The sequence below is a fragment of the Pandoraea sp. PE-S2R-1 genome, assembly GCF_002179865.1.
Classification (GTDB): domain Bacteria; phylum Pseudomonadota; class Gammaproteobacteria; order Burkholderiales; family Burkholderiaceae; genus Pandoraea.
In genome coordinates, this window is sequence record NZ_NGUR01000012.1 from 103,928 (window position 1) to 116,886 (window position 12,959).

Consider the following 12,959-nt stretch of genomic DNA (forward strand, 5'->3'; position numbering starts at 1 on the left):
TTCCTTTTTTTCTGAATTACTTCTTGGTGTAGATCTGATCGAAGATGCCGCCGTCAGCGAAGTGCTTGGCCTGCGTCTTGGTCCAGCCGCCGAGATCGGCATCCACCGTGTACAACTTGAGCTTCGGATACTGCGACGCGTACTTCTTGGCGATTTCCGGCGAACGCGGACGATAGAAGTGCTTCGCGGCAATCTCCTGCCCTTGCGGCGAGTACAGCCATTGGAGGTAGGCTTCGGCCACCTTGCGCGTGCCATGCTTGTCGACGTTCTTGTCAACCACGGCCACCGGCGGCTCCGTCAGAATCGACGACGACGGCACCACGATGTCGAACTTGTCCGGACCGAGATCCTTCACCGACAGCAGCGCTTCGTTTTCCCAGGCGATCAGCACGTCGCCGATGCCGCGCTCGACGAACGTCGTCGTCGCGCCGCGTGCGCCCGAGTCCAGCACGCCCACGTTCTTGTAGATCGCCTTGACGAAGTCCTGCGCCTTCTGTTCATTACCGCCCGGTGCCTTGAGCGCGAACAGCCATGCGGCGAGGTAGTTCCAGCGGGCGCCGGCCGACGTCTTCGGGTTCGGCGTCACGACGCTGATGCCCGGCTTGGCCAGATCGTCCCAGTCCTTGATGTTCTTGGGGTTGCCCTTGCGCACGAGCAGCACGATGGTCGACGTGTACGGCGTGGCGTTGTCCGGCAGGCGCTTCTGCCAGTCCTTGTTCACCAGACCGGCTTGCGCGAGTTCGTCGATGTCGGCAGAAATACCGAGCGTGACCACATCGGCCGGTGCGCCATCGAGCACCGTGCGGGCTTGCTTGCCCGAACCGCCGTGCGAGGCCTTCAGCGTGACGGTGTCACCCGTGGTCTGTTTGTAATGGGCTTCGAAAGCCTTGTTGTAATCGGCATAAAGCTCACGCGTCGGGTCGTACGACACGTTGAGCAGCGAAAAGCTTGCCGCTTGTGCCTGTACCGTCATGCCGACGGACAGTGCGATAGCGCCCAGTGCGGTCGCCAGTTTCTTAGCTTTCGAACCCCGTGCTGCAATGCTCATGACTTTCGCTCCTTTTTTGCTTTCGTGTGGTAGGAGGCCAGTCTAGGGGGGCGGCTAAATAATTAAAAATAATATTTTGGCTTTTGTTTATACCGGAATAAGGATTAGAGATTTTGTGCTGAGGGATGAGAGGCACCGGTTTGCGGCAGAAATCGGGGTATTTGACCGCGAAGCTCATGAAGTACTTGAAGTTTTCGCTTGCGCTTTTGGAAACACTGTATAAAAATACAGCCACCTGTGCTTCCATACAGTGATGCCATGATCAAACTTACCGCACGTCAACAGCAGGTCTACGAACTGGTTCGCCAGGCCATTGAGCGCACCGGCTTCCCGCCGACACGCGCAGAGATTGCCGCCGAGCTGGGCTTCTCTTCGGCCAATGCGGCCGAGGAACATCTGCGGGCGCTGGCGCGCAAGGGTGTGATCGAGCTTTCCGCCGGGCAATCGCGCGGCATCCGGCTCAAACGTCTCGATGAGGCGGGCGGCGTGCATCAGTTCACGCTGCCGCATATGGGGCTGATGCAACTCTCGCTGCCGCTCGTCGGGCGCGTGGCCGCAGGCAGCCCGATTCTGGCGCAGGAGCATATCGAACGCAATTTCCAGTGCGATCCGAACATGTTTGCCCGTCAGCCCGATTACCTGCTGAAAGTGCGCGGGATGTCGATGCGCGATGCCGGCATTCTCGACGGTGATCTGCTGGCCGTGCAGAAAGCCGCAGATGCGCGCGAAGGACAAATCGTCGTGGCGCGTATCGGCGACGACGTCACGGTCAAGCGCTTCCACCGCGTGAAGGGCGGCGTGGAGCTGATTGCCGAGAACCCTGACTTCGAGAACATCAACGTCAACGAAGGCAGTGGTGATTTTGCGCTGGAAGGGATCGCGGTCGGCCTGATTCGCAATAACGATCTCTAGGCGCAAGCCAAAGGCGCGCAACGACTTCACGTCGCGCGCCATTCCCTGACGATCAAGTAACGCTGATTTGCGCCGGGCTGGGTCCGGCGCCCGTGCCCTGCTGCGCCTGCGATTTGTGAAGCGATGCGACAGGACACCTCTCTCCAACCGCTATTGGAAGAAGGAAACGCATCATGGCTCGACTCTTTGGTTTGCTGCGCACGTCCCTCGGTCAACCTCGCATTCGCACGGCCACCGCCTCAGCGCAGGCGCGTCTGTCTGCGGTGTATGGCCTGTCGGCCTTGTCCGGACCGTTCGCGGCCGCACCGGCCATCGCACGTTCTTACACGGTCCCGGCGCGTACCCGCACCACCGCCCTGCCCCGCGCTATCGCTTCCGTTGTCAGTTCGGCTGCGCGTCGCGCCTGCCCCGCTGCGCAAGCGGTCAAGGCATCGCGAAATGTGCGTGAATTGCAGACACGCCGCGACGCGCATGACGATGTGCGCGTCTATCGTGACGTCTCGCACATCGTGATGGTCGGCAGCATCGCCGACATCTGTCGCAAACTCGATCAGGCCGTTGGCGAGCAGTTTTGTCAGGCAGCGGTGTAGGCGCGTGTATTCGCGCGTAGGCGCGGCGTCTTTTACTCGCCCAGCGTTGCCAACGGGTGATCGGCACCACCACGCTCGCCATCGAAGAACCGGGCAACGTCTGCCGGTTTGACGTCTTCGATGCGAGCGTGTTGCCAACGCGGTGTGTGGTCTTTATCGACCACGAGGGCGCGAATGCCCTCAACACCTTCGGCACCCGTGCGCCCATCCAGATTGAAAACGCAGCGCATCATCAGCCATTCTTCCCGCAGGTCTTCCGCCAGCGACAATTTGCGAGCACGCCGCACTTGCTCCAGCGTGACGCACACCATCAGCGGTGAGCGCTTGTTACGCAGCAGGTCCTCGGTTTCCTGCGCCCAGCCGGCATATTCGCAACGCGCTTCACGCGCCAGCGAATGCAGAATTGCCGTGGCGTCAGCATGACTGAAGTGCGTGTCGATGACGTCACGCAGTGCCGCGAGCTTGCCCTGAACCAGCCCAACCGGCGGCAGACTTTCGCGCGCGAAATTGCGGGCTGCATTCAGCACGGCATCGCTATCTTGCCAGTCCCCCGTTGCCAGTTGCTCGCATAGCGCCGACAGCGACGCACGCGGCATCACCACGTCGGCCAGACCGATCTCGCAGGCGTCAACGGCGCCGAACACCGCGCCCGTCATGCCGAGATATTCACCGAGGTGCCCCGCGAGATTCGCGAGGAAGAACCCGCCGCCAACATCGGGAAACAGGCCGATGGCTGTCTCCGGCATCGCCATGCGTGTGGCTTCGGTCACGATGCGCAACGCTGCGCCTTGCGAGATCCCCATGCCACCGCCCATCACCACACCATCCATCAACGCGATGTACGGCTTCGGATATGTGGCGATGGTGTAGTTCAGCGTGTATTCGTCGGTGAAGAAGTCCATGATGCCCGCCGTCGCTTCGCCACCCCGGCTGACGACTTCATGGAAATAGCGAATGTCACCGCCTGCGCACAAGCCCTTCTCGCCTTCTCCCTGCAACACGACGCCCAGCACTTGGGGATCGTCTCGCCAGACGTGCAAAGCGCTGGCGATCGCACGAATCATGTCGTGCGAGAGTGCGTTAAGCGCCTTCGGGCGTGCGAGCGTGATGAAACCGATACGGCCACGAATCTCAGTGCGAACAAACTCAGTCATGTCGAATAGCTAGATCGAGGGGGTTGATGTGAAGTGGGAACGTACAAAGTGACTCGGCCGGGTCGAAAACGCACGGGCGCGTCAAATAAAAAAGCCGGCGCTGAGCACCGGCTTTCTTTCCAACAGACTGGCATCGGCAACCGGACGGGAGACTCCCATTGGCTGCCGAGCCTATCGCCGGCGACGACCTTACGACGCGTCGCGCGAAGCGCGCTTGCGCTCGTGTTCCTTGAGGTAACGCTTGCGCAGACGAATCGTCTTCGGCGTGACTTCAACCAGTTCGTCGTCGTCGATGAATTCCACCGCGTATTCGAGGTTCATCGCGATCGGCGGCACCAGACGCACGGCTTCGTCGGTACCCGACGCACGCACGTTCGTGAGCTGCTTGCCCTTGATCGGGTTGACCACGAGGTCGTTATCACGGCTGTGAATACCGATGATCATGCCTTCGTACAGCGCATCGCCCGGCGACACGAACATGCGGCCGCGATCTTGCAGCTTCCACAGTGCGTAGGCCACGGCAGCGCCGTCGTCTTGCGAGATCAGCACGCCGTTGCGACGCTCACCCAGCGAACCATCCTTGAGCGGTGCGTAAGCATCGAAGATGTGGCTCATCAGGCCCGTACCACGGGTCATCGACAGGAAGTCGCCCTGGAAGCCGATCAGGCCACGGGCCGGAATGCGGTATTCCAGACGCGTACGGCCACGGCCGTCCGAGACCATGTCCAGCATTTCGCCCTTGCGGCGGCCGATTTCTTCCATGACCGCGCCCTGGTGATCGTCTTCCAGGTCGATGGTCAGCATTTCGTACGGCTCGTGCTTCACACCGTCGATTTCCTTGAGCACCACGCGCGGACGCGACACGGCCAGTTCATAGCCTTCGCGACGCATGTTCTCGATGAGAATCGTCAGGTGGAGTTCGCCACGGCCCGACACTTCGAAGACCGAGTCTTCGGCCGTGTCTTTCACGCGCAGCGCCACGTTGTGGTTCAGTTCCTTGTGCAGACGGTCGCGAATCTGGCGGCTCGTCACGAACTTGCCTTCACGGCCAGCCAGCGGCGACGTGTTCACGCAGAAGTTCATGGTCAGCGTGGGCTCGTCCACCGTCAGCAGCGGCAGCGCTTCCGGCGTATCGATGTCGCACAGCGTCGCGCCGATACCCACGTCTTCGATACCGTTGATCAGCACGATGTCGCCGGCTTGCGCGCCGTCCGACATCACGCGCTCCAGGCCTTGGAACGTCAGCACTTGGTTGATCTTGCGCTTGAGCACTTCGCCTTCCGGACCGAAGCGCATGGCCACTTGCTGGCCCGGCTTGATGCTGCCGCGCGTAATACGGCCAATACCGATACGGCCGACGAACGTCGAGTAGTCGAGCGAGCTGATTTGCAGTTGCAGCGGCGCGTCGACGTCGGCTTCACGCACGGGCACGTTCTTGAGAATCGCGTCGAACAGCGGGCGCATATCGCCTTCACGCACGTCCGAGTCGAGGCTCGCGAAACCATTCAGTGCCGAGGCGTAGACAACCGGGAAATCCAGTTGCTCGTCGGTAGCACCGAGCTTGTCCATCAGATCGAACGTCTGGTTGATCACCCAGTCCGGACGTGCGCCCGGACGGTCGATCTTGTTGACCACGACGATCGGCTTCAGACCGAGGCCCAGGGCCTTGCGGGTCACGAAGCGGGTTTGCGGCATCGGACCTTCGACGGCATCGACCAGCAGCAACACGCTGTCGACCATCGAGAGCACGCGCTCGACTTCACCACCGAAGTCAGCGTGACCCGGGGTGTCAACGATGTTGATGTGGGTGCCTTCGTATTCGACGGCGCAGTTTTTGGCGAGGATCGTGATGCCGCGCTCTTTTTCAATGTCGTTCGAGTCCATCACGCGTTCAGCGACGTGCTGATTTTCGCGGAAGGTGCCCGACTGGCGCAGCAATTGGTCAACCAGCGTGGTTTTGCCGTGGTCGACGTGCGCGATGATAGCGATGTTACGGAGAGCGCGGGTCATGAAAAGGTGCTCGAAAAAAGCCTTTGGAGAATCCGCGATTCTACCACTTGCGCATGTCCCACGTCATGGCATTTCTGCAATGCAACAACGGCTTACCGCATTGACACCGCGCCGTCACGAATTTCCCTCGCACGCCAACCTCCCGCCACGCACCAATTAGAGGCTTCTTTCTAGTGCGACGTAAAATATATGCCTAGTCAACTATTGCATCGCCTTGCTTTTTATTAAGTGCCCGCTATAATCGTGACAAGTCAATTATTGCATCATCACGAAAATGGCCGAACCACCCGCCACGCTCAACGATTCAGCGCCGACGCCGCCCAGCGATGCGGCGCCCGCCGTCGACCCGCCCCGTAACGGTTACAACATCGACGATTCCCTTGGCTATCTGGTGGCCCGGGTGCGTCAGCTGATCATGGCCGAACTGACGAAGGAAACCTCGCAGTACGGGCTGACCAGCACGCAAGCCACCATGCTCTATAAGGTAGCTACGGGCAAAAGCAAGACGGCAGCCGATCTGGCGCGCGACTACTGTATAGATGCGAGCGCCGTAACCCGGCTGCTCGACCGTCTCGAAGCGCACGGTCTGCTGGTGCGCGAGCGCAGCAAGACCGACCGCCGCACGGTCGATCTGAGTGCGACCGAGGCGGGCAACGCGATGGCCGACCGCATGCCGGATATCTTCGTGCGTGCCGCCGATCACCTGATGCGTGGCTTCTCCGTCGAAGAAATGGGCTTTCTGAAGAGCCTCCTGCGGCGCGTCATTGCCAACGGAGAGAGCGGATAACCGCCGGATTCCCCTCGAATAAAGCTTGCCATGTCCACTATTGCACGGACTCGCAAGTGCCCGATTCCCCGATTATTGTCAGTAGAAGACTTCACTCGTAAAGGTTTTGCGATGAAAGCGGCCTCACCGTTCCTCCCGCGTCTGCGGGCCCGCTCAGCGATTTCCGCCCTTTGTCTGGCGGCAGTAACGCTGGGATTTGCCGGTTGTGCGAATTTCGCCGGCATCCATAGCGACAAGCAGATCTCCACGCCCGACCAGTATCAGACCCAGCGCAGCCTGCCCGCCGAGGGCGGTCAATGGCCGGGCACTGACTGGGCCCAGCGTTTTGGCGATCCGCAACTCGTCTCGTTGATCAACGAAGCGCTCGCGACCAACCCCGATCTGGCCTCGGCAGCCGCGCGTCTGAAGGCCGCACAGGCCCAGACGGAAGGTGCCGCTGCGGCGCTGCTGCCGTCCGTCGGTTTCCAGGCCGACGTGTATCGCGAGAAATTCACGGAAAACACCATTTATCCGCCGGGTTACGGCGGCACTTGGTTCACTCAGGGCGACCTGAATGCCTCGCTGTCGTGGGAACTCGACCTGTGGGGCAAGAATCGCTCGGCACGTGCGCAGGCGACCAACGCCGAGCGCGCCGAAGAAGCCGAAGATCAGGAAGTGCGCCTCGCACTCTCCACCGCAGTGGCTCGCTCGTACAACCAGCTCGCGCAGCAATACGCCCTGCATGACGTGCTGGAGCGCATCGGCAAGCAGCGCCAGAACCTGGGCAAGCTGACGAACGACCGTGTGCGCGCCGGACTCGACACGCAAGTCGAACAGAAACAGGCCGAAAGCAATACCGCCGATATCGAGACGCAACTCGCGCAACTCGACGGCCAGATCCTGCTCACGCGCCACCAACTGGGCGTGCTGCTCGGCAAGGGCCCGGACCGCGGCCTTGAAATCGAGCGTCCGAAGCTTGCACAACTGCCGACGCCGGCGCTGCCCGACAACCTGCCGCTCGCCCTGCTCGGCCGCCGTCCCGATGTGGTCTCGGCCCGCTGGGGCGTGGAAGCTCAACTCAAGGGTGTGGACGTTGCCAAGGCACGCTTCTACCCGGACGTGAACCTCAACGCCGCTTTCGGCTTCTCGACCTTCGGGCTGGGCAAGCTGATCGATCCGAGCAGCCAGAACATTCAGGCCGGCCCGGTGATTTCGCTGCCGATCTTCGACGGCGGGCGCCTGCGCGCCAACCTCAAGGGTCAGTACGCCGCGTATGAAAGCGCCGTGGCGAACTATGACTCGACGCTGAACAAGGCACTCGGCGATATCGCCGACCGCATGTCATCGATTCGTTCCGCCGACCGGCAGATGGTGTCGCAGCGCGTGGCGCAAAACGCTGCGCAGCGTGCCTACGATCTGGCCATCGACCGTTACAAGGCAGGCCTCACGCCGCAAGTGACAGTGCTCACAGCCGAGTCGTCGCTGCTGCTGCAAGAACAGACACGCGTGAATATCGAAGGCGCACGCCGCGACCAGCAGATCGGACTGATCAAGGCGCTGGGCGGTGGCTTCGACGCGCAGGCAGCCGGTCTGGTCGTCGGGCAGGAACGCCCGGCCACGGCCGACGGCGATGCGGCGACGCAAACGCACTGACCTGCCCTGAACCGCACAGCAGCACATAAGACACACAAGACACAACGTCAAAAAGCACATTGAGAGATTAGTACGGAGCGAATGATGAGCGACAACCAACAACAAGCGCCTGCTACGCCGGCCCCGAACAACGGCAAGCGACGCCGCATGATGCTGACGCTGACGGCCGTGATCGTGATTGCAGCGATTGGCTACGGCGCCTACTACGCGCTTTATGCGCGTTATTACGAAGACACGGACGATGCGTACGTGGCGGGCAACGTGGTGCAGATCACGCCGCAAGTCTCCGGCACCGTCACGGGCGTGAAGGTCGACGATACGCAGATGGTCAAGGCTGGCCAGCCGCTGGTCACGCTCGACCAGACCGATGCCCGCGTGGCCCTGCTGAAGTCGGAAGCGAATCTGGCGCAGACCGTGCGTCAGGTGCGTACGTATTTCGTGAACAACGACGCCTACGCGGCGACGGTCTCGATGCGCGAGTCGGATCTGGCCAAGGCACAGGCCGACGTGAAGCGCCGCGAGATGGCGATTGCCTCGGGCGCCGTGTCGCGCGAAGAACTGGCTCACGCTCAGGATGCTGTGAAGTCGGCACAAGCCGCGCTTGAGCAGGCCCGTGCGCAGTTGGTGTCGAACAAGGCGCTGACCGACAAGACGTCGGTCACCACGCATCCGAACGTGCAGCAGGCGGCCGCGCAAGTGCGTGCCGCGTATCTCGACTACGCCCGCACGTCGATTCCGGCGCCCGTGGACGGCTATGTCGCCAAGCGTTCGGTGCAGGTCGGCCAGCGTGTCGCGACGGGTGCACCGCTGATGGCGCTGGTGCCGCTCAACGAAGTCTGGGTGGATGCCAACTTCAAGGAAGTGCAGATTGCGCACATGCGCGTGGGTCAGCCGGTGACGCTCACGGCCGACGTCTACGGCTCGGCGGTCGAGTACAAGGGCACGGTGGCGGGCTTCTCGGCAGGTACGGGCAGCGCGTTCTCGCTGCTGCCGGCACAGAACGCCACGGGTAACTGGATCAAGGTGGTGCAACGTCTGCCGGTGCGTATTGCGCTGGACGCGAAGCAACTGCAACAGCATCCGCTGCGCGTGGGCCTGTCGATGCAGGTGAAGGTGAACGTGCGCAACACCGACGGCAAGGAGCTGGGTGAAGCGCCGACGCTGCCGGTGTATTCGACCGACGTGTACGACAAGGTCGGGCACGACGCCGACGACATCGTGGCGAAGATCATCACTGAAAACGCTGGCGCGGCTGCTGGTTCGGGCGCTTCGGGCGCCGCCAACGACACGCGCAACCAGCCCGCTCGCGCGCGTCCCCTGTAAAGCGGAGGGGGGTGCCCCCCACCCCCTTTGACAACTCATGGCAACTCAAAACGCTCCTGGCCCGCTTTCGGGCGGCCAGTTGGTACTCGGCACGATCGCGTTGTCGCTCGCCACGTTCATGAACGTGCTCGACACGTCGATTGCCAACGTGTCCATCCCTGCCATTTCCGGTGACCTCGGTGTCTCGTCGAGTCAGGGCACGTGGGTGATTACGTCGTTCGCCGTCGCCAACGCCATTTCTGTACCGTTGACGGGCTGGCTCACCGAGCGCTTCGGCGCGGTGCGTCTGTTCATCACGTCGATTCTGTTGTTTGTGCTGGCTTCGTGGCTGTGCGGCATGGCGCCCACGCTCGAAATTCTGCTCGCTGCGCGTGTGTTGCAGGGTGCCGTGGCCGGCCCGATGATTCCGCTGTCGCAGTCGCTGCTGCTCTCAAGTTATCCGCCGGCCAAGAGTTCGATGGCCCTGGCACTCTGGGGCATGACGACACTCGTCGCCCCGGTGATGGGGCCGATTCTGGGTGGCTGGATTTCCGATAACTACCATTGGCCGTGGATCTTCTACATCAACATTCCGGTGGGTATTGCCGCTGCGTATGTGACGTGGATGATTTACAAGAAACGCGAAACGCCCACGCAGCGAAAGCCGATCGACAAGATCGGGCTCTCCTTGCTGGTAATCTGGGTCGGCTCGTTGCAGGTGATGCTCGACAAGGGCAAGGAACTCGACTGGTTCAACTCGGCAACGATTGTCGCGTTGGCGCTGGTCGCACTCGTGGCGTTCTGTTTCTTCGTGATCTGGGAGATCACCGAGAAGCACCCGGTGGTGGACCTGACGCTGTTCAAGCGGGTCAACTTCACGGGCGGCGTGGTGGCGATTTCGGTCGGTTACGGGCTGTTCTTCGGGAATCTGGTGATTCTGCCGCAGTGGTTGCAGATCTATCTCGGCTACACGGCAACCGAAGCCGGGCTGGTGATGGCACCGGTCGGGTTATTCGCCATCATCTTGTCGCCGATTATCGGCAAGACGCTGCCAAAGCTCGATGCACGCTGGGTGGTGACGGTGTCGTTCCTGCTGTTCGCGCTGGTCTTCGTGATGCGTTCGCACTTCAACACGCTGGTCGATACGCGCACGCTGATGATTCCGACGTTCTTGCAGGGCGTGCCGATGTCGATGTTCTTCATCCCGCTCACGGCCATCATTCTGTCGGGCTTGCCGGCGCACCGCATTCCCGCAGCGGCAGGTCTGTCGAACTTCGTGCGGATTACGTGCGGCGCGGTAGGCACGTCGATTGCGACCACGGTGTGGGATAACCGCATCACGCTGCATCACGCGCAGTTGACCGAGCATCTGACACCGTACGATGCGACGTTCAACGACTCGGTGCAGACGCTCAATCAGTTGGGCATGTCGACACCGCAGGCGCATGGCTACATCGATCGCATCGTCACGCAGCAGTCGGCGATGCTGGGCGCAAACGACATCTTCTGGATCTCGGCGCTGTTGTTCGTGCTGATGATCGCGATGGTGTGGATTACGCGGCCGATACGTGGCGGTGGCGGCGGCGACGCTGCGGCGGGGGCTCACTAAGCAGCACCCTCGCGACACCCCCGGGAACCTTCTTCCCCCCGAGTGCCCGGCCCTGCTCTGTACTACCGGGCACTTCTTGAACCCCGCTGACGTTAGCGGGGTTTTTTTCGTTTGGCGGCGTGCCCCAATGGCGGGCACCGCACACACATGTACCTCGTCCGTTCACTCCCGCACGTCGGGATCACGCGCCTCGACATGCACGCTTTCCAATGGGTACGCCGGTGCATCGGGCGCATAGTACTTATCGACCAGCGTGTCCGACGTTGACGCGGCGGCTTTCGTCGCCCCTGCCACGCCCTCGATCCATCGATAAAGCGCAATCAAACCATCGGGCACCGTCGACACATCGCTGCTGAACGGCAAACGCGCCACGAGCAGGATAAATAGGGTCGTAGAGGCAGAACGGATATAGCACGCGAGTTGCTTCTGCCAATGCGGATCGTCATGCATGACGAGCTTTGCGCGTAATTTGTCGAGAACCGTTGTGAGCATGGCGGCGCGAATCGATGGACTTGGCGTGACCATGCTGCCGGGCGCTTCGCCGCCGGAAGGTTCGGGCGGCCCCAGCGCGGCAAGCATTTGTTCGAAGACCCCGAGCTCATTCATCCATCCCATGAGGTTGGCAACGCTGTCGCCCCGAAACCGCAGGGCCCCGGGCTTACCGATTTCGATGGACCAGCAAATCAGGTCGCCCAGCGCGAGCAATGCGAAATACGGCGCCAGCATCATCCCCGGCGTGAAGACAGCGCTTCCGATGCGTAACACTTGAACGGGTGAATACGCCGGGTTGGGTGGAAATACTGTGGAAGAGGTGGAAGTCGATGGCACCATGGTCGCTTCGTACATAACCTCGGCAGCGATCCCGGCGAAGTACCCCGGCGCCATGTACGGGGCGGCTGCGCTTGCCGCTTGCGCGGCAAAATTGGCCATGTGGGCCATCAGCACCCCTGCCCCGGCAACCCGCGAATAGCGAGGAAGCGCCTCGGCCGGGAGCATGGTTTGGTGTTCCGAAGGAGGGTCGATTCCGGGAGGCGAGGAATTCAATGGGACAACTGATGTCGCTGCGGCGGGCAATCCGCCAATGCTGGATAGCATCCTGCAAGCTCCATGGCGCCGAGGTTCGTGCCATGGCACGACGCTAGCCGGCGACGTTGACGATGCCTGGCATCGCGTCACCCCACATTGCGTAGCGGGGGAAATCACAACGTTATGCGCGGCCATTGTCCATCCGCTTTCAGATTTCGCCTGCCTGGAAATGTCACCCGTCGGCACGCGTTTTGCGCATTCGCAGTATCATCGGCGTTCTGACGGCCGAACGCTCTGCAATGGGCGGCGCCCGACGATACATTTCCCCCGCACAATCAGCACAATCATGAATACCCCGCAAAACCAGAGCGACCGCTCCGAGATCACCTTCCGATTCCTGGCCGAACCGGCTGCCGTCAACTTTGGCGGCAAGGTGCACGGGGGCTCGTTGATGAAATGGATCGATGAAGTGGCCTACGCTTGCGCCGCCACGTGGTCGGGCCGTTATTGCGTCACGGTAAGCGTGGGCAATATTCACTTCCACCGGCCGATTCTGGTGGGCAATCTGGTGGAACTGCGTGCGCGCATCGTCGCCACGGGGCGCACGAGCATGCACATCCATGTGTCGGTGCACGCAGGTGACCCGAAATGGGGCGAGCTGCGTCAGACGACTGACTGCCTGATGGTCTTCGTCGCGGTCGATGAGAGCAATCACCCGGTCAGCGTGCCGTCGTTCGAGCCGAAGACCGACGAGCAGAAAGCGCTTGCGAAGTACGCCATGGACGTTCGTGCTGCCTTGGGCGCCATCGACGCCCTCAAGCCCGAGAACGTCGCCAACTAAGTCGGCAATGCGGGCGGTAGTCTCACCGCCCGCCATGCTGTTTAGTCA

The 12,959-nt window shown here is 61.6% G+C and carries 11 protein-coding genes; 7 read left to right on the forward strand and 4 right to left on the reverse strand.

Annotated elements, in window-relative coordinates; genetic code table 11:
* Nucleotides 1-16 precede the first annotated feature (16 nt).
* Nucleotides 17-1,048, reverse strand: a complete 1,032-nt coding sequence (locus CDV44_RS15635; protein ID WP_087688857.1) for a sulfate ABC transporter substrate-binding protein — start codon at nucleotides 1,046-1,048, stop codon at nucleotides 17-19.
* 258 nt (nucleotides 1,049-1,306) lie between these two features.
* Here CDV44_RS15635 and lexA point away from each other — a divergent pair, with 258 nt between their 5' ends.
* Nucleotides 1,307-1,960, forward strand: coding sequence for a transcriptional repressor LexA (gene lexA, locus CDV44_RS15640; RefSeq protein WP_058379055.1), 654 nt, complete (start codon nucleotides 1,307-1,309; stop codon nucleotides 1,958-1,960).
* A 173-nt stretch (nucleotides 1,961-2,133) separates the two neighbouring features.
* Nucleotides 2,134-2,550 carry a hypothetical protein gene (locus CDV44_RS15645; RefSeq protein ID WP_087688858.1) on the forward strand — a complete coding sequence of 139 codons (417 nt, stop codon included), beginning with the start codon at nucleotides 2,134-2,136 and terminating at the stop codon, nucleotides 2,548-2,550.
* Between the two features lie 32 nt (nucleotides 2,551-2,582).
* On the opposite strand, the gene CDV44_RS15650 is transcribed toward CDV44_RS15645, so the two are convergent.
* Both CDV44_RS15650 and typA read right to left on the reverse strand, forming a co-directional pair.
* Nucleotides 2,583-3,704 carry an enoyl-CoA hydratase/isomerase family protein gene (locus CDV44_RS15650; protein ID WP_087688859.1) on the reverse strand — a complete coding sequence of 374 codons (1,122 nt, stop codon included), beginning with the start codon at nucleotides 3,702-3,704 and terminating at the stop codon, nucleotides 2,583-2,585.
* A 189-nt stretch (nucleotides 3,705-3,893) separates the two neighbouring features.
* The gene (gene typA / locus CDV44_RS15655) at nucleotides 3,894-5,714 is read right to left on the reverse strand and encodes a translational GTPase TypA (protein WP_087688860.1); all 1,821 of its coding nucleotides are present in this window, start codon (nucleotides 5,712-5,714) and stop codon (nucleotides 3,894-3,896) included.
* A 274-nt stretch (nucleotides 5,715-5,988) separates the two neighbouring features.
* Between typA and CDV44_RS15660 the strand changes: the two genes are divergently transcribed.
* The 4 genes from CDV44_RS15660 to CDV44_RS15675 all read left to right on the forward strand — a co-directional run bounded on the left by CDV44_RS15660 (nucleotide 5,989) and on the right by CDV44_RS15675 (nucleotide 11,044).
* Nucleotides 5,989-6,501: a MarR family winged helix-turn-helix transcriptional regulator gene (locus CDV44_RS15660; RefSeq protein WP_087688861.1), complete on the forward strand. Its 513-nt coding sequence runs from the start codon at nucleotides 5,989-5,991 to the stop codon at nucleotides 6,499-6,501.
* A 111-nt stretch (nucleotides 6,502-6,612) separates the two neighbouring features.
* Nucleotides 6,613-8,133 carry an efflux transporter outer membrane subunit gene (locus CDV44_RS15665; RefSeq protein WP_087688862.1) on the forward strand — a complete coding sequence of 507 codons (1,521 nt, stop codon included), beginning with the start codon at nucleotides 6,613-6,615 and terminating at the stop codon, nucleotides 8,131-8,133.
* A gap of 84 nt (nucleotides 8,134-8,217) precedes the next feature.
* A complete protein-coding gene (locus tag CDV44_RS15670; protein WP_087688916.1) occupies nucleotides 8,218-9,456 on the forward strand; it encodes an HlyD family efflux transporter periplasmic adaptor subunit in 1,239 nt (412 codons plus the stop codon).
* 37 nt (nucleotides 9,457-9,493) lie between these two features.
* The gene (locus tag CDV44_RS15675; protein WP_087688863.1) at nucleotides 9,494-11,044 is read left to right on the forward strand and encodes a DHA2 family efflux MFS transporter permease subunit; all 1,551 of its coding nucleotides are present in this window, start codon (nucleotides 9,494-9,496) and stop codon (nucleotides 11,042-11,044) included.
* Between the two features lie 162 nt (nucleotides 11,045-11,206).
* Here the strand turns inward: CDV44_RS15675 and CDV44_RS27825 are convergent, their stop codons facing one another.
* A complete protein-coding gene (locus CDV44_RS27825; RefSeq protein ID WP_141118749.1) occupies nucleotides 11,207-12,139 on the reverse strand; it encodes a hypothetical protein in 933 nt (310 codons plus the stop codon).
* 277 nt (nucleotides 12,140-12,416) lie between these two features.
* On the opposite strand from CDV44_RS27825, the gene CDV44_RS15685 reads away from it, so the two are divergent.
* The gene (locus tag CDV44_RS15685) at nucleotides 12,417-12,911 is read left to right on the forward strand and encodes an acyl-CoA thioesterase (RefSeq protein WP_058379063.1); all 495 of its coding nucleotides are present in this window, start codon (nucleotides 12,417-12,419) and stop codon (nucleotides 12,909-12,911) included.
* The last annotated feature ends 48 nt before the right edge of the window (nucleotides 12,912-12,959 follow it).

Excerpts from the sequence above, each read along its gene's own strand:
- CDV44_RS27825 (WP_141118749.1), bottom strand. The coding sequence starts at position 12,139 with ATGCTATCCAGCATTGGCGGATTGCCCGCCGCAGCGACATCAGTTGTC.
- CDV44_RS15670 (WP_087688916.1), top strand. The coding sequence starts at position 8,218 with ATGAGCGACAACCAACAACAAGCGCCTGCTACGCCGGCCCCGAACAAC.
- typA (WP_087688860.1), bottom strand. The coding sequence starts at position 5,714 with ATGACCCGCGCTCTCCGTAACATCGCTATCATCGCGCACGTCGACCAC.
- lexA (WP_058379055.1), top strand. The coding sequence starts at position 1,307 with ATGATCAAACTTACCGCACGTCAACAGCAGGTCTACGAACTGGTTCGC.
- CDV44_RS15685 (WP_058379063.1), top strand. The coding sequence starts at position 12,417 with ATGAATACCCCGCAAAACCAGAGCGACCGCTCCGAGATCACCTTCCGA.
- CDV44_RS15635 (WP_087688857.1), bottom strand. The coding sequence starts at position 1,048 with ATGAGCATTGCAGCACGGGGTTCGAAAGCTAAGAAACTGGCGACCGCA.
- CDV44_RS15650 (WP_087688859.1), bottom strand. The coding sequence starts at position 3,704 with ATGACTGAGTTTGTTCGCACTGAGATTCGTGGCCGTATCGGTTTCATC.
- CDV44_RS15660 (WP_087688861.1), top strand. The coding sequence starts at position 5,989 with ATGGCCGAACCACCCGCCACGCTCAACGATTCAGCGCCGACGCCGCCC.
- CDV44_RS15665 (WP_087688862.1), top strand. The coding sequence starts at position 6,613 with ATGAAAGCGGCCTCACCGTTCCTCCCGCGTCTGCGGGCCCGCTCAGCG.
- CDV44_RS15675 (WP_087688863.1), top strand. The coding sequence starts at position 9,494 with ATGGCAACTCAAAACGCTCCTGGCCCGCTTTCGGGCGGCCAGTTGGTA.
- CDV44_RS15645 (WP_087688858.1), top strand. The coding sequence starts at position 2,134 with ATGGCTCGACTCTTTGGTTTGCTGCGCACGTCCCTCGGTCAACCTCGC.